Origin of the sequence: Actinomadura darangshiensis, from assembly GCF_004349235.1 — a bacterium.
Classification (GTDB): Bacteria; Actinomycetota; Actinomycetes; order Streptosporangiales; family Streptosporangiaceae; genus Spirillospora; species Spirillospora darangshiensis.
On sequence record NZ_SMKY01000160.1, the window covers coordinates 1 to 20,255 of the forward strand.

The 20,255-nt window shown below is 74.3% G+C and carries 17 protein-coding genes; 8 read left to right on the forward strand and 9 right to left on the reverse strand.

All coding sequences use genetic code 11. The features are described 5' to 3' along the window. Together E1293_RS28795 and E1293_RS28800 are read left to right on the forward strand one after the other, a co-directional pair. On the forward strand, positions 1–1,003 hold a 1,003-nt coding region (locus E1293_RS28795), incomplete at its 5' end, for a class I adenylate-forming enzyme family protein (RefSeq protein ID WP_165978436.1). Between the two features lie 65 nt (positions 1,004–1,068). Further along, entirely contained in the window at positions 1,069–1,986 is a 918-nt protein-coding gene (locus E1293_RS28800; protein ID WP_243716666.1) for an AMP-binding protein, read from the forward strand. Between the two features lie 125 nt (positions 1,987–2,111). On the opposite strand, the gene E1293_RS28805 is transcribed toward E1293_RS28800, so the two are convergent. The 3 genes from E1293_RS28805 to E1293_RS28815 all read right to left on the reverse strand — a co-directional run bounded on the left by E1293_RS28805 (position 2,112) and on the right by E1293_RS28815 (position 4,803). Continuing rightward, the gene (locus E1293_RS28805; RefSeq protein WP_132200627.1) at positions 2,112–3,551 is read right to left on the reverse strand and encodes an aldehyde dehydrogenase; all 1,440 of its coding nucleotides are present in this window, start codon (positions 3,549–3,551) and stop codon (positions 2,112–2,114) included. Positions 3,552–3,662: 111 nt separating this feature from the next. Further along, the gene (locus E1293_RS28810; RefSeq protein ID WP_132200628.1) at positions 3,663–4,124 is read right to left on the reverse strand and encodes a cytidine/deoxycytidylate deaminase family protein; all 462 of its coding nucleotides are present in this window, start codon (positions 4,122–4,124) and stop codon (positions 3,663–3,665) included. Further along, the gene (locus tag E1293_RS28815; protein ID WP_165978437.1) at positions 4,117–4,803 is read right to left on the reverse strand and encodes a RibD family protein; all 687 of its coding nucleotides are present in this window, start codon (positions 4,801–4,803) and stop codon (positions 4,117–4,119) included. The genes E1293_RS28810 and E1293_RS28815 overlap by 8 nt, the downstream gene beginning before the upstream one ends. Before the next feature lie 117 nt (positions 4,804–4,920). Here E1293_RS28815 and E1293_RS28820 point away from each other — a divergent pair, with 117 nt between their 5' ends. Both E1293_RS28820 and E1293_RS28825 read left to right on the forward strand, forming a co-directional pair. Further along, a complete protein-coding gene (locus E1293_RS28820) occupies positions 4,921–6,045 on the forward strand; it encodes an exonuclease SbcCD subunit D (RefSeq protein ID WP_132200629.1) in 1,125 nt (374 codons plus the stop codon). 207 nt (positions 6,046–6,252) lie between these two features. Continuing rightward, on the forward strand, positions 6,253–9,276 hold the full coding sequence (locus E1293_RS28825; protein ID WP_132200630.1) for an AAA family ATPase: 3,024 nt from the start codon (positions 6,253–6,255) through the stop codon (positions 9,274–9,276). Here the strand turns inward: E1293_RS28825 and E1293_RS28830 are convergent. From E1293_RS28830 to E1293_RS28840, 3 genes are all read right to left on the reverse strand, one after another. After that, the gene (locus E1293_RS28830; RefSeq protein WP_132200631.1) at positions 9,266–10,684 is read right to left on the reverse strand and encodes a DHA2 family efflux MFS transporter permease subunit; all 1,419 of its coding nucleotides are present in this window, start codon (positions 10,682–10,684) and stop codon (positions 9,266–9,268) included. The genes E1293_RS28825 and E1293_RS28830 overlap by 11 nt on opposite strands. Positions 10,685–10,773: 89 nt before the next feature. Then, positions 10,774–11,142 carry a PH domain-containing protein gene (locus E1293_RS28835; RefSeq protein WP_132200632.1) on the reverse strand — a complete coding sequence of 123 codons (369 nt, stop codon included), beginning with the start codon at positions 11,140–11,142 and terminating at the stop codon, positions 10,774–10,776. Positions 11,143–11,185: 43 nt separating this feature from the next. Next, complete coding sequence (locus E1293_RS28840) at positions 11,186–11,638, reverse strand: MarR family winged helix-turn-helix transcriptional regulator (protein WP_207939147.1); 453 nt, start codon at positions 11,636–11,638, stop codon at positions 11,186–11,188. Between the two features lie 102 nt (positions 11,639–11,740). Between E1293_RS28840 and E1293_RS28845 the strand changes: the two genes are divergently transcribed. Then, positions 11,741–12,745 carry an SMP-30/gluconolactonase/LRE family protein gene (locus tag E1293_RS28845; RefSeq protein ID WP_132200633.1) on the forward strand — a complete coding sequence of 335 codons (1,005 nt, stop codon included), beginning with the start codon at positions 11,741–11,743 and terminating at the stop codon, positions 12,743–12,745. Positions 12,746–12,808: 63 nt separating this feature from the next. Here E1293_RS28845 and E1293_RS28850 read toward each other — a convergent pair whose 3' ends face one another. From E1293_RS28850 to E1293_RS28860, 3 genes are read right to left on the reverse strand one after another with little or no spacing between them, the layout of a single operon-like run. Next, entirely contained in the window at positions 12,809–13,603 is a 795-nt protein-coding gene (locus E1293_RS28850; protein WP_243716668.1) for a citryl-CoA lyase, read from the reverse strand. Further along, the gene (locus tag E1293_RS28855; RefSeq protein ID WP_132200634.1) at positions 13,600–14,811 is read right to left on the reverse strand and encodes a CaiB/BaiF CoA transferase family protein; all 1,212 of its coding nucleotides are present in this window, start codon (positions 14,809–14,811) and stop codon (positions 13,600–13,602) included. The genes E1293_RS28850 and E1293_RS28855 overlap by 4 nt, the downstream gene beginning before the upstream one ends. Before the next feature lie 44 nt (positions 14,812–14,855). Then, the gene (locus E1293_RS28860) at positions 14,856–15,662 is read right to left on the reverse strand and encodes an IclR family transcriptional regulator (protein ID WP_207939148.1); all 807 of its coding nucleotides are present in this window, start codon (positions 15,660–15,662) and stop codon (positions 14,856–14,858) included. Positions 15,663–15,947: 285 nt separating this feature from the next. Between E1293_RS28860 and E1293_RS28865 the strand changes: the two genes are divergently transcribed. The 3 genes from E1293_RS28865 to E1293_RS28875 are packed head-to-tail and all read left to right on the forward strand — an operon-like array spanning position 15,948 to position 20,223. After that, the gene (locus E1293_RS28865; protein ID WP_279473288.1) at positions 15,948–17,429 is read left to right on the forward strand and encodes an aldehyde dehydrogenase family protein; all 1,482 of its coding nucleotides are present in this window, start codon (positions 15,948–15,950) and stop codon (positions 17,427–17,429) included. Beyond that, positions 17,426–18,430: a zinc-dependent alcohol dehydrogenase gene (locus E1293_RS28870; protein WP_132200636.1), complete on the forward strand. Its 1,005-nt coding sequence runs from the start codon at positions 17,426–17,428 to the stop codon at positions 18,428–18,430. Before E1293_RS28865 ends, E1293_RS28870 begins: the two co-directional genes overlap by 4 nt. Continuing rightward, a complete protein-coding gene (locus E1293_RS28875) occupies positions 18,427–20,223 on the forward strand; it encodes a thiamine pyrophosphate-binding protein (RefSeq protein ID WP_132200637.1) in 1,797 nt (598 codons plus the stop codon). The genes E1293_RS28870 and E1293_RS28875 overlap by 4 nt, the downstream gene beginning before the upstream one ends. The last annotated feature ends 32 nt before the right edge of the window (positions 20,224–20,255 follow it).

The window sequence follows — 20,255 nt, forward strand, 5'->3', positions numbered from 1 at the left end:
GGACGAGGTCGTGCTGCTCGCGTGCACGCGGGGCGCCGGTGAGGGGCCTGTCCGGGTGGTGCGGCTCACGCAGGCGGAGGTTGTGGCGGGGCTGCTGCGGGTCGCCGACTCCGCCATGTTCGGGGGTGCGGACACGGTGCTCACCGCCTTGCCGCTCACCGGTGTTCTCGGGTTGAACGGGGTGCTGAATCCGGCGCTGCGGCTCGGCGCCACCGTCGTCGCGTTCCCCGGTGCTGGACGCCATGATCTGCTGCGCGCCCTGCGGGATCACCGCGTCACCGTTGCGGTGCTGCCGCCTGGGCTCGTGGAGACCCTCGCCTACGATCGCGCCGTCCTCAGGTACGACCTGCGGACGCTGCGCGCCGTCGTGGTCGCCGGCGGGCCGCTCGCCGCCGAGGAGGCGCGCGCCGCGGCGACGCGGCTCGGGTGCCCGGTCCGGCAGGCGTACGGGCTGGCCGAGGCCGCGGGGTTCACCCACCTCAACCTGCGCGCGGCCGAGGAGGGGACGCTCGACTCGGTCGGACGGGGGCTGGCGGGCGTGACCTGGCGCGTCGTCGATCCGCGCAGCGGCGACGCGCAGCCGTCCTACCAGCCGGGGGAGCTGTGCGTGCGGCTTCCGGTGGCGGGCGCGGGGCGTCCGCGGTGGCTGCCCACCGGGGACTCCGCGTTCGCCGACGACCACGGGCGGGTCTTCATCCTGGGCCGGCTGCCCGCGGCGCGCCGCGAACCGCCCGGCGATCCCGAGGTGGTGCTGGCCGCGCACCCGGCCGTGCGGGACGCCGCCGTGGCCCCCGCGCCCGACGACGACCTCGGCCTGACACCGCACGGGTTCGCCGTTCTCGCCGGGCCCGCGGCAGAGACCGACCTCCTCGCCTACGTCAACGGGCACGTCCCGAAGACGCGTGAAGTGACCGCGGTGCACATCGTGGACGAGATCCCCCGCACGTCCGACGGCCGGGTCCGGCGCCGTGCGCTGCTGCGGCGAGCGGGGCTGACGCCATGACGTACACATGCGACTACACATTTCTGCGGATGTGGCGCCGGGTGCGCGGAGCCTATTTTCGGTCTATGCCCGAAGGAAGCACCGTCGTCCGCGACGCCACGATCACCGAGGTCGTGGTGGACGCGGCCGCGAGCTTCACTGGCCGGCACGCGAACCGGGCCGCCCTCGTCGATCCGGGCCGTGAACTCGGGCACGCGGCGTTCGCGGACACCGTCCCCGCCGCCGCGAACGGGCTGCGGCGCCACGGCGTCCGGCCCGGCGATGTCGGGGCGATCCACGTCACCGGCGTCTGCGACCTGGCTCTCGCCGTCCATGCCGTGACGGCGGCCGGCGCCGTCCCGGCTCTGCTGCCCTCGGGCGCCGCCCCCGCGGAACTGGCCGCGCTCATGAACGAGACGGGTGCCCGCTTCCTCCTGGCCGGCGAGGACACCGCGGCCCGTTCCCTGGCCGCCACCGAGCACGCGTACGTCAGGCAGGTCTTCGCGTTCGGGGACGTTCCCGGCACGACCCCGTTCTCCCGGCTCCTGGAACCCGGCGCCACCGAGCCGGGCGCACACCCGGACCCGCTCCGCGATCCGGCGCTGCGCCTGCCCGCTCCGTCCGCGGACATGACCCACGCCGACCGCCTCGCCGACCTGTACCGACTGGGCGGCGCACTCACACTGTCCGCCGGCGACGTCCTCGCCGTGTGCGGCCGAGACCTGTCCGCGCCGACATGGATCGGCATGGCCGACCTGTGCCTCACCCAGGGCGCCACCATGGTCGGCGTCCCCGGCCCGGACGTCGCGGACCTCCTCGAGACGATTCTGCGGCACCGGGCCACGGCCGCCGTCGTCACGCCTGCCAAGCTCCGCGCCATCGCCTTCGACCAGGGCCGCATCCCCGTCCCGGGCCTCCGCCTCCTGGTGACCGGCGCGCCGTCCGCCGAAGCCGTCCGCGCCTGCCACACCCGCCACAACTGGACGGTCGCCCCGCTGTCCTGAGCGGTGATCCGACGTGCCATGTCGGCGACGTGGACGCCAAGGAGGCCCCTACGCCGCCAACGTCGCCCGGTTCGAGTCGTCCGGGGGGTGAGCCCGCGCGTCCGGTGGACGCGCGGGCCGCACCGTCAGGCCGGGGCGGGGTGGGGGATGGACTTGTGCTCCAGGTAGGCGCGCATGCCCTCCGGGCCCAGCTCGCGGCCCATGCCGCTGTTCTTGTAGCCGCCGAACGGGGTGTTCGGGTCGAGGGTGTACATGTTGACGCCGCAGCTGCCGGTGCGGATGCGGCGGGCGACGTCGACGCCGTGGCCGACGTCGGACGTCCACACCGAGCCGCCGAGGCCGTAGTCGCTGTCGTTGGCGATCCGGACGGCGTCCGCCTCGTCCTCGTAGGGGATCAGGACGAGCACCGGGCCGAAGATCTCCTCGCGGGCGATGCGCATGTCGTTGCCGACGTCGCCGAACACGGTCGGGGCGACGTACCAGCCGCGGTCGAGCGGGCGGTTCAGGCCGCCGGTGATCAGCTTGGCGCCCTCGTCCTGGCCGATCCTGATGTAGTTCTCCACACGCTCCTGCTGCCGCCTGGCGACCAGCGGGCCGATCTCGCTGCCGTAGTCGGCGGGGTCGCCGACGTTCAGCCCGCCGACCATGGTCGCGAGCGCGTCGGCGACCTCGTCGTAGCGGCGGCGGGACGCGAGGATGCGGGTCTGCGCCGCGCACGCCTCGCCGTTGTTCATCAGCGACGCCAGCTTGAAGCCCTCGATGGTGGACGCGAGGTCGGCGTCGTCCAGGATGATCGCCGCGGACTTGCCGCCGAGCTCCAGGGTGACGCGCTTCAGCTGCTCGCCGCAGACCGCGCCGATCTTGCGGCCGGCGGCGGTGGAGCCGGTGAAGGAGACCTTGTCGACGTCCGGGTGGGCGACCAGGTGGGCGCCGACCTCGCGTCCGGCCGGGACGAAGTTGACGACGCCCTCGGGGATGCCGGCCTCGCGGATCCACTCGGCGAGCAGGTAGGAGTCGAGCGGCGTCTCGGGGGACGGCTTGGCCACCACCGTGCACCCGGCGATGAGGGCCGGCGCGAGCTTGAGCATCAGCGTGAACTGCGGGACGTTCCACGGGACGATCGCCGCGACGACGCCGACGGGCTCCTGGGCGACCGTGACCGGCCCGAGCATGCCCTGCCGCTCCTCCTCCCAGGTGTAGGTGCCGGCGAGGTCGACGTAGTACTGCAGCACCATCTGCGGGATGGCGGCCTGCCCGAACACCGAGAACATGATGGGCGACCCCATCTCGGCGGTGACGAGGTCGGCCATCTCCTGCTGCCGCTCGGCGTAGATCGCGGAGAGGCGGCCGACGATCTCGGCGCGCTCGGCGGGCGTCATCCGGGGCCAGGGGCCCTCGTCGAACGCGCGCCGCGCCGCCGCGACCGCGGCGTCGATGTCGCCCTCGGTGCCCTCGGGCACCCGGCCGATGACCTCCTCGGTGTGCGGGGAGATGACGTCGATGGTGCCGGTGCCGGCCGGGGCGGCCCACTCACCGCCGATGAACAGCCGATCGTGCTCGCGCATGCTGCTGTGCCTCCCTGCCCGCCCGGGCCGAAATCCGGTAACCGAATGCTTGCTTGGGCACAGCATCGCATGAGGTCCCGGGGCGTTGGCAAGAGGGATGAGACTCGCGTCTCATTTGCCCAGCAGATGAGCGTTCGGCCGCCGGGCGCGGCCGGCGAGTCCGGGCAGCTCGACGAGCTCGACGCCGGCGGCCGCGAGGATCTCCGCGCCCGTCCCCGCGACGAACAGCGCCGGTTCGCGCCACGCGAACACCACGCGCCGCGCGCCCGAGGCGACGATCAGCTCCGCGCACGTCCGCGGACGGGACGCGCGGTGCCCGCACGGTTCGAGCGAGCTGTAGACGGTCGCGCCCGAAAGGCCGGTGCCCAGGTCCGCGCTCGCCAGGTCCGCGCCGGTCTTGGCGAGCGCGGCCTCCTCGGCGTGGTCGTGCGGGTCGTCCTCGCGGGAGAAGCCGCGCGCGACCTCCTGCCCGTCCGCGCCGACGATGACCGCGCCGACGGAGAACGCGGTGCTCGACGGCGGGCACAGTTCCGCCAGGTCGCAGGCCAGGGCCAGCCAGCCGAGGTCATCCACGCCCGGCCCCGGCCAGGTAGCGGAGCAGCGCCAGGTTCCCGATCCGGGTGACCTCCTCCAGCCGCATCGGCCGCTCCGGCGACTGCGGGAACACCCCGGACCGGACGAAGCGCGGCGCGGACGGGTCGCCGATGAAGAACGGCGCCACCACGAGCTGCAGCTCGTCCACCGCGTCCGCCGTCAGGAACAGCGTGTGGACGCCCCCGCCGCCCTCGACCATCAGCCGCCGGACGCCCCGCGCCGCGAGGTCGCCGAGCACCGCCGGCACCGCGAGGTGGTCGCCGGTGTCCACGACCTCGGCGAGGCCGTCCAGCCGCGGCGCCAGCTCACCGGCGGTGCCGGACGGCGCGTACACGAGCTTCGGCGACTCGCCCGTGGTGAAGAACCGGGCACCGGGATCGAGGTCGCCGCTCCAGGTCAGCGTCACCTTGGTGAGGTCGGCGGGCAGCCCCCGCGCGACCCGCTGCTCCCGCCGCGCCGCGGACCGGATCAGCAGCCGGGGATCGTCGGCGCGTACGGTTCCGGCGCCGACGAGGATCGCGTCGCAGCCGGCCCGCACCGCGTCCACGCGGTCCCAGTCCGCCGTGCTGGACAGCCGCAGCCGTTCCGGGGTCGCGTCGTCGATGTAGCCGTCGGCGGACATCGCGCAGCTCAGCAGCACATAGGGGCGCTCGCTCACGCCGCAACCCTACGGGAGGGCGCGGCCCGGTGATCGCGCGGCCTCCGGAGATCGTTCGCGACGACCCGGCGTTTCTGCGCGGGATGTGTCGGAGGGGGTGCCTATGGTTGCTGCGACATGCGAATCCTGCACACCTCCGACTGGCATCTCGGCAGATCGTTCCACCGCGAGGACCTGCTGGCCGCGCAGGCGGCGTTCGTCGACCACCTGGTCGAGACCGTTACGGCGGAGCGGGTCGAGTGCGTGCTGGTCTCCGGGGACGTCTACGACCGGGCGCTGCCCGCCGTCGACGCCGTGAAGCTGTGCAACGAGGCTCTCGAACGGCTCGCCGAACGCACCCGGATCGTGCTCATCGCCGGCAACCACGACTCAGCGCGCCGCCTCGGGTTCGGGTCCTCGCTGATGGACGCGGCCGGCGTGCACGTCCGCACCGACTTCGCGACCGTGGGAGAGCCGGTCATCGTGGGGGACGCGGCGGTCTACGGCATCCCCTACCTGGAGCCCGAACTCGTCCGCCACCCCTGGGACCTGGACGAACGCAGCCACGCCGCCGCCCTCACCGAGGCCATGCGCCGCGTCCGCGCCGACGCCGCGTCCCGCGCCGAGCGCTCGCTCGTCCTCGCCCACGCGTTCGTCACCGGCGGCGAGTCCAGCGAGAGCGAGCGCGACATCTCCGTCGGCGGCTCGTCGCAGGTGTCGGCGTCGGTGTTCGAGGGCGTCGACTACGCGGCGCTCGGCCACCTGCACGGCCGCTGGCGCATCACCGACCGCGTCCGCTACTCGGGGTCCCCGCTCGCGTACTCGTTCTCCGAGGAGAAGCACGTCAAGGGCTCCTGGCTGATCGACCTGCACGCGGACGGCATCGTCTCGGAGTTCGTGGCGTCCCCCGTCCCGCGCCGCCTCGCCCGCGTCCGCGGCCGCATCGACGACCTGCTGACCGACGCGTCCTACGAGAAGTACGAGGACCGCTGGCTCCAGGTCACCCTCACCGACCCCCGCCGCCCGTCCGCCGCGATGGAACGGCTGCGCCGCCGCTTCCCGCACACCCTCGTCCTGGGCTACGCCCCCGAAGGCGGCCGCGCGGAGTCCCGCACCTGGTCCGACCGCGTCCACGAGCGCTCGACCCTGGACCTGGCGACCGACTTCGTCGCCGAGGTGACCGACGCCCCCGCCACCGCCCCGGAACGCGCCCTCCTCCACGAAGCCTTCGAAGCCTCCCGCCGAAAAGAGGCCATGGCATGACACGAGAGCCGCCGCCGCCCGGGCCGTCCGCGGCGACGAAAATCGTCGCTGCCGGTGTCGAGCGGGTCTCTTCCCACGAGTTCCACGAGGCGTCTGAGCCTTTGGGGGGAGCCACCGGCTTGAGGCTGCATCGGTCGGGTCTCTCGGTGTCGAGCGGGTCGTCTTGCGCGAAGGGGCCGGGCCCTGCGATCGGGAGGGGGCGGCGGCTTGAGGCTGCATCGGCTTGAGGTTGCGGCGTTCGGGCCGTTCTCCGGGGCGGAGGTCGTCGACTTCGATGCTCTGTCCGATGCCGGGTTGTTCCTTATCCAGGGGCGGACCGGAGCCGGGAAGACCAGCATTCTGGACGCGGTGTGCTTCGCGCTCTACGGGCAGGTGCCCGGGGTGCGGAACGCGGTCAAGGGGCTGCGCAGCGACCATGCGCCGCCGGGCGCCGGGCCGCGGGTGGTGCTGGAGACGACCATCCGGGGGCGCCGGATGCGCGTCACGCGGTCGCCCGCGTGGGAGCGGCCGAAGCTGCGCGGGTCCGGGACGACGACCGAGCACGCGAAGGTCGTCCTTGAGGAGTTCGAGCACGGCGCGTGGGTGGGGCTCACCACCCGGCTGGACGACGCGGGCGACCTGATCCTGCGGATGCTCGGGATGAACGCGGTCCAGTTCTGCCAGGTGGCGATGCTGCCGCAGGGGGAGTTCGCCGGGTTCCTGCGGGCCGGGGCCGACGAGCGCCGCAAGGTGCTGGAGCGGCTGTTCGCGGCGGAGGTGTTCGCGCAGGTCGAGAAGTGGCTGGCGGAGCGGCGCGCGGTCACCGGGCGGGAGGCCGCCGAGCCGGCGGCCCGGGCCGCCTCTGTCGCCGACCGGATCGCCGAGATCACCGGCGCGGCGCCGCCGCGCGGGGAGCGTGCGGCAGTCCCGGCGCCGCGCCGTGCGGAGCCGGTCGTGGAGCCGTTCGCCGAGGTGGAGGCGCTGCCCGCGTGGGCCGCCGAGCTGGCGGCCGGGCACGAGGACGTCCGGGTGGTCGGAGCGGAGCTGCTCGCGGGCGTCGCCGCGACGCTGCGCGATGCCCGCGAGGCGCTGGACGGCGGCAGGGCGCTCGCCGACCGGCGGCGCCGCCATGCCGGGGCCGTCGCCAGGCGCGACGCGCTGGCCGGACACGCCGAGGAGAAGTCGCGGCTGGCCTCGCGTCTCGACGCCGCCGCCCGCGCCGACCGTGTCGTCCCGCTGGTCAAGGATGTCCAGGTCCGGTACGCGGAGGCGGCGCGGGCGCGTCGCTGGGCCGACGAGACGCGGGCCCGGGTCGCGGCGCTGGTGCCGCCGAAGGCGCCGGAGGACGTGCTCGCCAAGTCCGAGCGCGGCCGCCGCGACGAGGTCGCCGCGCTGGAGGGCCGGCGCGGCACCGCCGCCCGGCTAGGGCAGATCGGGCGCGACCGCGAAGGGCTGGCGGACGAGCGGAAGAGGCTGGAGCCGGGGGAGGCGCGGGCCGGTGCGGCCCTGGCGGAGCTGCCCGGGATCGTCGAGGCGCGCCGTGCCGAGTTGGAGGAGGCGAATCTCGCGGCGGCGGGCCGGCGGGGAGCCGAGTCCGCCGTCCAGGAGGCGGAGCGGCGGCTTGCCGCGGCACAGCGCCGTGACCAGGTGGAGCAGGGGCTCGCCGAGGCGGAGGCGGCGTACCGCACGGCGGTCGACGGGGCGCAGGACGCCCGGCAGCGGGTCCTCGATCTGCGGCAGGCGCGGCTGGACGGGATGGCGGCCGTCCTCGCCGGGGAGCTGGCGGACGGCGAGCCCTGCCGGGTCTGCGGATCGACCGAGCATCCGTCGCCCGTCACCTCGCTCGCGCTGATCCCCACCGAGGAGCAGGTGGAGGCGGCGCAGGCGGACGCCGACGAGGCGCAGGACGTCCGGGAGCACGCCGGGACGAGGGCCGGGGAGCTGCGCACCGAGCGCGACAAGCTCATGGAGATCGCCGGGGAGACGGAGGCCGAGGTCTTCGCCGCCGAGCTCACCGGGGCCGAGCAGGAACTGGGCACGGCGAAGGCGCGCGCGGCGGAGGCCGAGCGGCTGGAGGCGGTCCTCCACCAGCACGAGCAGGAACTCGAGAGGGTCCGCGACGAGCGCGACGACATGGCCCGCGCTCTCACCGAGAACCGCACCCAGGAGAAGGAGCTCGCGGCCGAGGAGGGCAGGCTCGCCGCCGAGCTGGACGCGGCGCGCGGCGACGACCCGACGCTGGAGGCGCGCATCGCGCGGCTGGGCGGGGAGGCCGACGCGCTCGGGGAAGCCGTGGAGGCGCTGCGCGCGTACGAGCGCGCCGACGGGGAGCTGACGGCCGCGCGGGCGAGGGCGAAGCAGGACGCCGAGGAGCAGGGGTTCCGCACGCCCGAAGAAGTGCTCGAAGCCGCGCTGCCCGACGAGGAGCAGGGCGGTCTGCGCGACCGGGTTCGCCGGCTCGACGACGAAGAGGCCGAGGTGCGCGCACTGCTGAACGACCCGGCGCTGGTCGCGGCGGCCGCCGAACCGGCTCCCGCCCTGGCCGATCTCGAAGCGGCCGTGACCGCGGCGGAGGCGGTGCACACCGAGGCCGCCAGCGCCGCCGACCGGGCAAGGCACCGTTGCGCGCGCCTCGCCGAGCTGCGCGGCGAGCTGGACGAGGCGGTCCGCGCGTGGCGTCCCGCCGCCGAACGGCACGAGGTCGCCGAGCGGCTCGCGGGCCTGGCGTCCGGCAAGCACGCCGCGAACCGGCACGCGATGTCGCTGTCCGCGTACGTGCTGGCCGCCCGCCTCGAACAGGTCGTCGCCGCCGCGAACGAGCGGCTGCACCGCATGTCCGGCGGCCGGTACGCGCTCGTCCACACCACCGACAAGGCGGCCGGCGACCGGACGAAGGGTGCCGGCGGCCTCGGCCTGCGCGTCGCCGACTCCTGGACGGGCCTCGAACGCGACCCGGTGACCCTGTCCGGCGGCGAGTCGTTCATCACCTCGCTGTCCCTCGCCCTGGGGCTCGCCGACGTCGTCACCGCCGAGGCGGGCGGCACCGAGATCGGCACCCTGTTCGTCGACGAGGGCTTCGGCACGCTCGACGAGGAGACCCTCGACGAGGTCATGGACGTCCTGGACGGCCTGCGCGACGGCGGCCGGGCGGTCGGCATCGTCAGCCACGTCGCGGAGCTGCGCGCCCGCATCCCGGCGCAGCTCCGCATCACCAAGGACCGCGCCGGCTCCACCGCCGAGGTCATCGTCTGACCGGCATCTCCGGTGCGGGCGCGGGCGCCGCCGCCCGCGGGGCGGGGACGCGGCGGCCGGACGTGCCGAGGCCCGCGAGCGCCGCGGCGAGGGCGAGCAGCGCGAGCACGCCGGTGGCGGCGGTGAACCCGTCGGCGAACGCGCGCGGCGAGCCGTAGCCGCCGGACGAGGCGAACACGGCGGCGGCCACGGCGATCCCGAACGTCCCGCCGAGCTGGCGCAGCGTGTTGAACGTGCCGGACGCGACGCCGACCGCCGGGATCGCGCCGATGACGGCGTTCTGCGCGGCGGGCATGGCCAGCGAGACCCCGATCCCCGCCAGCACCAGCGGCGGGACCATCGCGGCGTAGTGCATGTCCGGGGACGCGATGAGCGCGATCCAGCCGAACCCGGCCGCCTCCAGCAGCATCCCCCCGGCGATGAGGGGGCGCTCCCCGAAGCGGGCGACGAGCCCGCCGGCGAGCGGCGCGATCAGGAACAGGGTGACGGTCCAGGGCGCGAGCCGCAGCCCGGTGCCGAGCGGGTCGTGACCGAGCCCGATCTGCAGGAACTGCGCGAAGAAGAACGCCGCGCCGAAGATCGCGCCGTACAGCAGGAACCCGGCCGCGTTCCCGGCGGCGAAGGCGGGCACCCGGAAGTAGCGCATCGGCAGCATCGGCTCGGCGGCGCGCCGCTCCCACAGGACGAACGCCGCGCCGAGGACCGCGCCGGCGATCAGCGCGCCGAGCACCTCCGGGCTGTTCCAGCCGGCGGCGTTCCCGCGGACGAGCCCCCACACGAGCCCGAGCGCGCCGCCCGTCACCAGCAGGACGCCGCCGGGGTCCGTCCGCCGCGCGGCGCCCCGGCTCTCCGGGACGAACGCGCGGACCAGCGGGATCAGCGCCAGCCCGAGCGGCACGTTCAGCCAGAAGATCCACTGCCAGGCCAGCCCGTCCACGATCGCGCCGCCGACGAGCGGGCCGCCGAGGGTGGCGAGGCCGGTCACGCCGCTGAAGGTCCCGAGGGCGCGAGCGCGGCGCTGCGCCGGATAGGCCGCGCTGAGCAGCGCCATCGCGTGCGGCATGACCATCGCCGAGCCGGCGCCCTGCACCGCCCGCGCCGCGATGAGCAGGCCGGTGCCGGGGGCGAGCGCGCAGGCGACCGAGGCGAGCGTGAAGACGGCGAGCCCGGCGGTGAGGACCCGGCGGCGCCCGTGCCGGTCGCCGAGCGCGGACGCGGGCATGAGTAGGACGGCGAACGCGAGCGTGAAGGCGTTGACCGTCCATTCGAGCGTCTCGATGGAGGCGCCGAGGTCGGTTCTGATGGTGCCGAGGGCGGTGGTCACCACCAGCATGTCCAGCATGATCGTCAAGGCGGCCGCCGATGTGAGGGCGAGCACGCGGCCCTCGGCGGAGATCGTGCGCATCATGGCCTCCCGGCCGTTCGCAGGTGTGAGGGCGGAAGACCCTCACCCGTACGTACCGGACGGGAGGCCGGAACTCATCGGCCTGCCGGGGATCAGCCGGAGATGTACTGCAGGATCACGTTGTGCACGTGGTGGCTCTTGTCGGCGCCGCGGAACTCGACCTCGTAGGTGTGCGTGCCGACGTTGATCGCGATCGACCCGGTGGAGAAGTAGGACCCGGCCCACGACTTGTTGCTGACCACGCTGACCGAGGTGATCTTGGAGTAGGGGACGCTGGTGATCGCGTACCGCTTGCCGGCGAAGCTCTTGTCCTGGACGATCACCCGCCGGTCGGTGAGGCCGATGAACCCGGTGCCGGTGCCGACGGCGTCGTAGACGGCGATGATCTGCTCGCCGGGCAGCAGCCCGCTCTCGATCTGCTTGAGCTGGCTCGACCTGTCGTGTTCGATCTCGTCGCCCATGGCTCCTCCTGTGCGCGGTCGTCCGGTTTCGTAGGGAAGTCTCTCAGCCGCCGCGGGTGGACCGCGCCGCTTCCAGGAAGCCGGCGCACCGCCCGAGCAGTTCGATCAGCGTCTCCCGCTCGGCGTCGGTGAACTCGGCGCCGAGCCCCCGCTCGACCTCGACGGCGCGGACGTCGGCGGTCTCCAGTGCCGCCTCGCCCGCGGCGGTCAGCCGGGTCTCCAGGATGTTGCGGTGCCATTCGTGCGGGGTGCGCTCGATCAGCCCGTGCTCCTGGAGGTTCTTCAGCAGCGTGTTCATCGTCGGCGGGGTGACCGCGCACGCCCGCGCCAGCGCGGCGGCCGACATGCCCGGGTTGTCGGCGAGGTGCAGGAGCACGGAGTACTGCGGGACCGTGAGCCCGCTCGGTTTCACCGCCGCCTGCTTGGCCCCGTCGAGCGCCTGCACGGCGCGCTTGAGGTGGGAGCCGAGGCGCTCCGGGACGGGCATCGAGGTCATTTCCGCATGCTATCGGGCCATCGGTTGAGTACATTGACGAATATTAGAGTACTTACTATCGTATGCACGCACTCTAATCATCGACTCCGAACGGAGACGTTCATGTCGCGCTTCCAGCGCTCCACCGCCGCGGCGGCCGCCGCTCTCGCCGTCGCGGCGGCACCCGCCTCCGTGGCGCTCGCCCCGCCCGCGGGCGCCACCGCGCGGGCGCACCACGCGCGGATCTCCACGGCGTACGTCCTGCCGGGCGACCGCGTGTACCCCGAGGGCATCGCCGCGGACCCGCGCACCGGCACGATGTACGCCGCGTCCTTCAAGGACGGCACCGTCTACCGGATGCGGCCGGGCCACCGCATGGCCGAGGTGTTCCTTCCGCCGGGGGCGGACGGCCGCCATACCGCCAACGGCCTCAAGGCCGACGGCGCGGGACGGCTGTGGGTGATCGACTCCTCGACCGGCGTCTCGGTCTACGACACGCGGAGCCGCCGCCTGCTGGCCCAGTTCGACGTCCCCGGCGACGGCGCCCGGTTCGTCAACGACCTCGCCATCGCCCCGGACGGCAGCGCCTACCTGACCGACAGCTCCCGTGCCGTCGTCTACCAGGTCACGCCCCAGGACCTGGCCGAAGCCAGGGGCGGGCGCGCGGCGCTGTCACCCCGTTTCGACATGGCCGGCGTCCTCGAACCGCACAAGCCCGCGGACTTCACCCTGAACGGGATCGTCGCCGACCCTACGGGCCGCTTCCTGCTGACCGACGACATGCTCGGCGGCGACCTCTACCGGCTGGACATCAGGACCGGCGCCATCCGCAAGGTCGCGTTGCGCGGAGGCGACATGCACAACGCCGACGGGCTCGAACTCCAGGGCGGACGCCTCTGGACGGCCGGCAACGTCGACAACGTCGTCACCCGCTGGCGTGTCGCGCGCGACGGAACGTGGGCCCGCCGCGAGCGCACGCTGGCGGACCCGTCCCTCCAGGTGCCGACGACCCTCGTCCGCCGGCACGGGGTCCTCTACGTGGTCCGCTCGCAGTTCGACAAGGGCGGACCGCTCGGCGACGGCACCCCGCAGATCCCGTTCACCATTGCCGCAGTGCGGGGCATCTGAAGAGCGGGAGCGAACCGGGGGGTGTGGGGGGGCGCCCCCCCACGGGCGGATCTGAAGAGCGGGTCAGGTCGGCGGGCGGTAGGCGGGGAGCACCGAGCGCGGCATCGGGCCCTTGTTCCGCTGGCCGCTCTGCGTCTCCTCCCAGGCGTGCGCGAGGATGCCGATGCTGCGGCTCAGCACGAACAGGCCGCGGGCCAGCGGGGCGGGGAATCCGAGTTCGGCGTAGATGATGGCGGTCGCCCCGTCGATGTTCATCGGCACAGGCCGCTCGCGCCCCTCCGCCAGGTGCGCCTCCACCGCGAGTCCGGCGCGCAGATGGTCGCCCGGGACGACACCGTCCCGGGCGGCCGCCTCCACCAGGGACAGCAGCGGGTCGCGGCGCGGGTCCACCGGGTGGAACCGGTGCCCGAACCCCGGCAGGTAGCGGGGCCAGGCCGCGATGACCTCCGCGGCCGCCGGTGCCAGGTCCGCGCCGGCGGCCTCCCGTTCGAGGATCTCGTCCAGCAGCCGGACGCACTGCTCCCCGGCGCCGCCGTGGGTGTCGCCCAAGGTGTTCACGGCGCTGGCGACGGCGCCGTTGAGGCCGACGCCGCAGGTCGCCGCCATCCGGGCGATGGCGATCGAGGGCGCCTGCGGGCCGTGGTCGACGGCGGCGACGAGCGCCGCGTCCAGCAGCGCCGCCTGCCGGGGGCCGGGCAGGTCGCCGCGCAGCATCAGCCAGATCATCGAGGTCAGGCCCGTGCTGCCGATGATCTCCTGGACGGGGCGGCCCCGCAGCTCGATGACGCCGGGCTCCATGCGGGTGATGCCGGTGGCCCACCAGTCGCCGACGGCCCCCGTGGGGTCGACCTCGCTCACGGGGCCTCCCGGCGCGTCATGACGGTGTCCTCTTCGCGCCCGTTCCAGCGGGCCGCGAGATCCTCCCGTTCGGCGTTCTGCTGGCCGAGCAGCGGGGGAGGGGCGGTCGGCCGCAGGGCTTCGCCGTCGTGCAGGACGCCGTTGCCCGCGACCCGGAGGGTGCGGCCGGAGCCGTCCGGAAAGGGGAGGTCGGTGAAGAAGCCGCGGTGTTCGAGCTGGTCGAGCCGCACGGCCTGCGGGACGTCGGTGACCCGGGCGGCGGGCACCCCGGCGGCGCCGAGGACGTCCTCCCACTCCCCGGCCGTCCGGCGGCGCAGCGCCAGGTTCAGCTCGTGCGTCAGCTCGTCGCGGTGGAGCTTGCGCCGCTCGCGGTCGGCGAACCGGTCGTCGCCGACGAGGTCGGGCCGGTCGAGCAGGCCGCACAGCGTCTCGAACTGCTGCTGCCGGTTCGCGGCGATGTTCAGCGGGCCGTCGGCGGCCTCGAAGGTGCCGGACGGCGCGGCGGTGGCGTTCTGGGTGCCCATCGGCTCGGGCGCGACCCCGCTGACCAGGTAGTTGGAGACCGCCCAGCCCATCGCGGACACGGCCGCCTCCAGCATGGACACGTCCAGGAACGTCCCCTCGCCGGTGCGGGACCGGCCGGCCAGCGCCGCGCAGATGTGCAGCGCGGCGGCGAGGCCGCCCACCGTGTCGCAGACGGGGAAGCCCACGCGCAGCGGCGCCGTCTCCTTCGTCCCGGTGACGCTCATCATCCCGGACAGCCCCTGGATGATCTGGTCGTAGGCGGGTGCCTGGCTCATCGGGCCGGTCTGCCCGAACCCGGAGATCGCGCAGTAGACGAGCCGCGGGTTGAGCTCCCGCAGCCGCGGCCATCCGAAGCCGAGCCGGTCGAGCACGCCGGCCCGGAAGTTCTCCAGCAGGACGTCCGCGCCCTGGACCATGGACTCGAAGGCGGCGCGGCCGGCGGCGTCCTTGAGGTCCAGCTCGACGGACTTCTTGCCCGCGTTCTGGGCGAGGAACGAGGCGCCGAGGCCGCCGCGGTTCAGCTCGGGGTCCGGGCCGAGCTGCCGGGCGAGGTCGCCCTGGCCGGGCACCTCGATCTTGACGACCTCCGCCCCCAGCAGCATCAGCTGGTAGCTGCAGTACGGGCCGGCCAGGACGTTGGTCAGGTCGAGGACCCGGATGCCGCCGAGCGGTCGCTCCTGCATGCGCGTCTCCTTCCGCCCGGCCGCGCGGGCGGCCGGGCGCGTGGTCAGTGCGTGGGGCTGAGCGGGTGGTCGAAGCCGCGTTCGGACATCTCCCCGGCCACCTTCCGCAGGTCGTCGGCGAGCTCGCGGACGAGGCCGTCGGGGAAGCGGACGGTGGGGCCGCTGAGCGACAGCGCCGCGACGACGGTCCCCGAGCGGCCGATGACGGGGACGGCGACGGCGGACAGGCCGTCCTCGCGCTCGCCGTGGCTGACCGCCCAGCCCTGGTGGGCGGCCTCGTCGATCCACTCCCTGAGCCGCTTGACGTGGCCTTCGCCGTAGGGGGAGCTGAGGGCGACGCGCCGCAGCAGCGCGTCGGGCGCGTCCCGCAGCAGGGCCTTGGACGACGCGCCGGCCCAGAGGGGGAGCTCGTCGCCGACGTGCACGACGTGGCGGAGCGGCTGGGGGCTCTCCTGCTGGGCGACGCAGACCCGGTAGATGTCGCGGAGCATGTAGAGGTTGACCGTCTCGCGGCGCCGGGCGCCGAGGTCCCGCATGAACTTGCGGGTCTCGGGGGGCAGCTCCCAGCTGCTGCGCGCCAGGTGCGCCCAGCGCCAGAGGCCGGGCCCGGGCAGGTAGCCGTTGGGCGCGGCCCACAGCAGGCCGTTCTGCTCCAGCGTCTGGACGAGCCGGATGACCGTCGTCTTCGCCAGGCCGGTGGCCTCGACGATGTCGCGGATGGAGACGACGGGGCGCTCCTCGCTCAGCAGGGACATGATCTCGATGGCCCGCTGGACGCTGCGCACGCCCCCGCCGTCGCCGGACGAGGGGCCCTCGGGAGCGTCGGCTCCGGGCCGCTTCGCTGGACTCACTGGTACTCGCTCTCTCCGGTCTCGTGCTCGGACGGCTGCGGTCCGTACGTTACACGCAGTCCATACAGTGGTCTAGTTGGACCGTCAGTCGGTCTGTCGGCGCCCGCGACCGGAAATTCGGCCCGGCCTCTTCCCCTGCCGGGTCCGGTCGCCTATAACTAACTCACTGGTTCGAACATTAGAGTCCGGGATCGGCCCCTTGTCAGCGGCCCGGCGCGCCCCGTACGTTGACCCACAGTCCGCTCAATGGAATGTTCAGACCGTCTAACGGTCCTGGAGGGTTCGATGCTGGAAGCTCTGCTCACGTCCACGTCCGAGGGTGCGCCGGTACAGGCGGCGGCGCTCAGGGGTGGCCAGTGGATCACAGATGGTCCGCAGAGTGAACGAATCGGACCATATTTGCGGCAGCCGGTGAGCCGGGCTCCGACGGCGGCCCCGGCCGACGTCGAGGCCGTCCGCGCCCATGCCCGCGCGTATGCGCGGACGGTGGGACGCCTCGCCCCCGCCGTCCGGGCGGACGTCCTGGAGCGGGCCGCCGCCGTCGCCGCCGGCAACCGCGACGAACTGGCCCGCCTCCTCGCCCTCGAACTGGGCAAGCCACTCAAGGACGGACGCGGCGAGATCGACCGCGTGGCCGACACCTTCGCCGTCTGCGCCGCCGAGGCGCGGCAGATCGGCGGCGAGACGCTCCCGGTCGCCGGATGGGCCCGCGGCATCGGCAACACCGCCTTCACCTACCGCGCCCCGGCGGGCGTCGCCCTCGCCATCACGCCGTTCAACGCCCCGGCCAACCTCCTCGCCCACAAGCTGGGCGCCTCGTTCGCGGCCGGGAACACCACGATCGTCAAGGCGCCGCCGCAGGCCCCCGCCGCCTCCACCGCCATCGTGGCGCTGCTGATCGAGGCCGGGATGCCGTACGAGGCCGTCCAGCTGCTCCACGGGGACGGCTCCGTCGGGGCGGCGCTGTGCGCGGCGCCGGAGGTCGCCGTCATCAGCTTCACCGGCAGCGCCGCCACCGGGGCGGCCGTGGCCCGGGCCGCCGGCGCGAAACGCCTCGTCCTGGAGCTCGGCGGCAACGCGGCCACCATCGTGTGCGACGACGCCGACATCGCCGAAGCGGCCCGCGTCTGCGCCCGCACCGGCTACAGCAACTCGGGCCAGAGCTGCATCTCCGTCCAGCGCGTCTACGTCGACCGGTCCCGCTACTCCGAGTTCCTGGACGCGCTCACCGCACAGGTCGGCAAGCTCAACGTCGGCGACCCGCTCGACCCGGGAACGGACGTCGGCTCCATGGTCGACGAGGACGCCGCCGAGCGGGTCGTGCGCTGGAGCGCGGAGGCGGCGGCGGGCGGCGGACGCGTGGTCCTCGGCGGGACCCGGGACGGCGCGACCGCGGCGCCGACCATCGTCGCCGACCCGCCCGCCGGCGCCTCGCTCGTGACCGAGGAGGTCTTCGGGGCGCTCGTCGCGGTCATGCCGTTCGACGACCTCGCCGAGGTGATCGAGCGCTGCAACCAGAGCCGCTACGGGCTGCAGGCCGGCATCTTCACCCGCGACCTCGACCGGGCCTTCACCGCCTGGCGGGACCTGGAGGTCGGCGGCCTCGTCGTCAACGGCTCCTCCAACTTCCGCCTCGACCACGTGCCGTTCGGCGGCGTGAAGGACTCCGGCTTCGGACGCGAGTCCCCCCGCTGCATGATCGACGACTACACCGTCGTCAAGACGATGACGCTGCGCGGCACCTCGCTGTGGGGAGACCGCGGATGAGGGCCGTCACGCTCCTCGCGCAGGACACGGTCGCGGTCGTGGACGACTGGCCCGAGCCGTCCTGCGGCCCCGGCGACGTCCTCGTCGCGGTGCACGGCGTCGGCCTGTGCGGCTCCGACATGGCGGTCGTCTCGGGGCGCCGCAAGGTGCCGGCGCTGCCCTGGGTGCTCGGGCACGAGGCGTTCGGCGTCGTCCTCGCGGCCGGCGCCGCCGTCACCGACCGCGTCCCGGGCCAGCGGGTGGTCGTCGAGCCCAACTACGCGTGCCTGGCCTGCGAGCCCTGCCGCTCCGGCGCCACCGCCGGCTGCCGGAACCGGCGGGTCGTCGGCATCTCCGAACCCGGCCTGCTGGCCGAGCGGGCCGCCGTGCCCGCCCGCTTCACCTGGCCCGTCCCCGACCTGTGGGAGGACGCCGACGTCGTCTGCGTCGAGCCCTTCACCGTCGCGCTCAACGCCGTCCGCATGAGCGGGCTGAACCCCGGCGACCGGTGCCTCATCGTCGGCGCCGGCTCGCAGGGCCTCCTCGTCTCCCTCGCCGTCCTGCACGCCGGCGGCGTTCCGTTCGTGACCGAACCCCACCCCGGCCGCAGGACGCTCGCCCTCCGGATGGGGGCCCAGGACGCCTCCGCGCTCCCGGACGCGACGACGTTCCCCGTCGTCATCGAGTCCTCCGGCGTCCCCGAGGCGTTCGAGCGGGCCGTGGAGCGCACCGCCGACGGCGGGACGCTCATCGCGGTCGGCCAGAGCACCCGTCCCGCCCGCCTGCCCACCTTCGCGCTCGTGCAGCGGCGGCTGACCCTGCGCGGCTGCCTCATCTACGACCACCCCGCGGGCTTCGCCCACACGATCGCGACGCTCCGCGAGCACGACGACCTGCGGCCGGGCCGGGTGCTGCGCGAGCGCTTCGAGTTCGCGCAGGCGCCGGACGCGTTCGCCCGCGCCGCCGACATCGCCGGCAAGACCTGGATCAGCCTGCCCCGAGCAGAGGAGACGACCTCATGACCGTGGACGCCCAGCCCCGCACCGGCGGAACCGCGGACGCGGCCGCGCCGGTCTCCGCCGCCGAGGCGCTCGTCCGCCGCCTGGAGTCCTACGGCGTCGAGTACGTCTTCGGCACCTGCGGGCACACCAACATCGCGCTGCTGGACGCGCTCGGCCGCAGCCCCATCGAGTTCGTCATCGCGCGGCACGAGCAGGCCGCCGCGCACGCCGCCGACGGGTACGCCCGCGCCTCCGGCCGTCCCGGCGTCCTGCTGCTGCACGTCGGGCCGGGCATGATGAACGCCGTCACCGGGGTGGCGACCGCCGCGCTGGACTCGGTCCCGCTCATCGCGATCTCCGGCGACGTCCCGTCCTACTACTACGGCCGCCACCCGCACCAGGAGGTCAACCTCCACGCGGACGCGGACCAGACCGCCATCTACCGGCCGTTCGTCAAGCGCGCCTGGCACGTGCAGCGCGTCGAGGACCTGCTGCGGTTCACCGAGCGCGCCTTCTGGACCGCCACGTCCGGACGCCCCGGAGCCGTCCTGCTCAACGTCCCGATGGACCTGTTCTCCCGGACCGTGGTCCCGGAGGACCACCCGCTGCCGGCGAGCGCGGCGCCCCCCGGCCTGCCTGCGCCGGTCGCCGCACGCATCGCGGACATGCTCGCGGGAGCCGACCGGCCCTTGATCTACCTCGGCGGAGGACTCCGCGAAGGAGCGGGACGCGACGCGCTCCTCGCCATCGCCGAGCACCTGGACGTCCCGATCGTGCACTCGCTGATGGGCAAGGGCGCGGTGCCCGACGGCCATCCGCTCCTGCTCGGCATGCCGGGCTTCTGGGGGCTGGAGGCCACCAACGACTACGCCCGCGACGCCGACGTCGTCCTCGCGCTGGCGACCCGGTTCGCCGAGACCGACGCCAGCTCGTGGGACGACCGCTACACCTGGAACCTGGGCGGCGAAGGCGCCGGCCGGCTGATCCAGATCGACGTCGACGCCGCCGAGATCGGCCGCAACTACCCGGTGGAGATCGGCGCCGTCGCCGACGTGGCCCTCGCCGTGCAGGCCATCGCCGGCGAGGTCGCGCGCGCCCGGCCGGTCGACCGCCCGGCCCTGCGCGAACGGATCCGCACCGTCCGCACCGACCTGTTCGCCGGCAGCCGCGAACGGGGCCGCAGCGACGCGTTCCCGCTCCGGCCGGAACGCATCCTCGCCGACCTGCGCGACGCCCTGCCCGCCGACGCCGTGCTGGTCACCGACGTCGGATGGAACAAGAACGGCGTCGCCCAGTGCTACGAGCTGCCCGCCGAGGGCCGCTTCATCACCCCCGGCGGCGCCTCGACGATGGGCTTCGGTCCCGCCGCCGCGGCCGGCGTCCAGATCGCGCAGCCGGGCCGCGTCGTCGTCGCGCTCGTCGGCGACGGCGGCATGAGCGCCCAGCTGCCCGCCGTCCCGATGGCGGTCGAGCGCGGCCTCCCGGTGATCTTCGTGGTGATGAACAACCGCGCGCACGGGACCATCGCCGACCTCCAGGCGGCCGGCTTCGGCGCGAGCTACGGATGCGAGTTCCGCGACCCGGACGGGCGCCCCTACAGCCCCGACTTCGCCGCCTACGCCAGGGCGTGCGGAGCCGACGGATACGACATCGCCGCGCCGGGCGACCTGCTCCCGGCGCTGCGGGCGGCGGCGGACCGGCGGCGACCCGCCGTGCTGGACGTGCCCATGGTCAACGAGCCGGTGCCGACACCCGGGCACTGGAACATCAACGACATCTACCAAGGTGTCTTCCCCGGACGGGCGACGCGATGACCCGCGTGCCGGCCCCTTCCCCGACACTGCCC

Bases quoted from the DNA above. Each gene is read 5' to 3' on its own strand.
- E1293_RS28875 (WP_132200637.1), top strand. From the start codon at position 18,427: ATGACCGTGGACGCCCAGCCCCGCACCGGCGGAACCGCGGACGCGGCC.
- E1293_RS28830 (WP_132200631.1), bottom strand. From the start codon at position 10,684: ATGATGCGCACGATCTCCGCCGAGGGCCGCGTGCTCGCCCTCACATCG.
- E1293_RS28865 (WP_279473288.1), top strand. From the start codon at position 15,948: ATGCTGGAAGCTCTGCTCACGTCCACGTCCGAGGGTGCGCCGGTACAG.
- E1293_RS28835 (WP_132200632.1), bottom strand. From the start codon at position 11,142: ATGGGCGACGAGATCGAACACGACAGGTCGAGCCAGCTCAAGCAGATC.
- E1293_RS28805 (WP_132200627.1), bottom strand. From the start codon at position 3,551: ATGCGCGAGCACGATCGGCTGTTCATCGGCGGTGAGTGGGCCGCCCCG.
- E1293_RS28870 (WP_132200636.1), top strand. From the start codon at position 17,426: ATGAGGGCCGTCACGCTCCTCGCGCAGGACACGGTCGCGGTCGTGGAC.
- E1293_RS28845 (WP_132200633.1), top strand. From the start codon at position 11,741: ATGTCGCGCTTCCAGCGCTCCACCGCCGCGGCGGCCGCCGCTCTCGCC.
- E1293_RS28800 (WP_243716666.1), top strand. From the start codon at position 1,069: ATGCCCGAAGGAAGCACCGTCGTCCGCGACGCCACGATCACCGAGGTC.
- E1293_RS28855 (WP_132200634.1), bottom strand. From the start codon at position 14,811: ATGCAGGAGCGACCGCTCGGCGGCATCCGGGTCCTCGACCTGACCAAC.
- E1293_RS28820 (WP_132200629.1), top strand. From the start codon at position 4,921: ATGCGAATCCTGCACACCTCCGACTGGCATCTCGGCAGATCGTTCCAC.
- E1293_RS28840 (WP_207939147.1), bottom strand. From the start codon at position 11,638: ATGACCTCGATGCCCGTCCCGGAGCGCCTCGGCTCCCACCTCAAGCGC.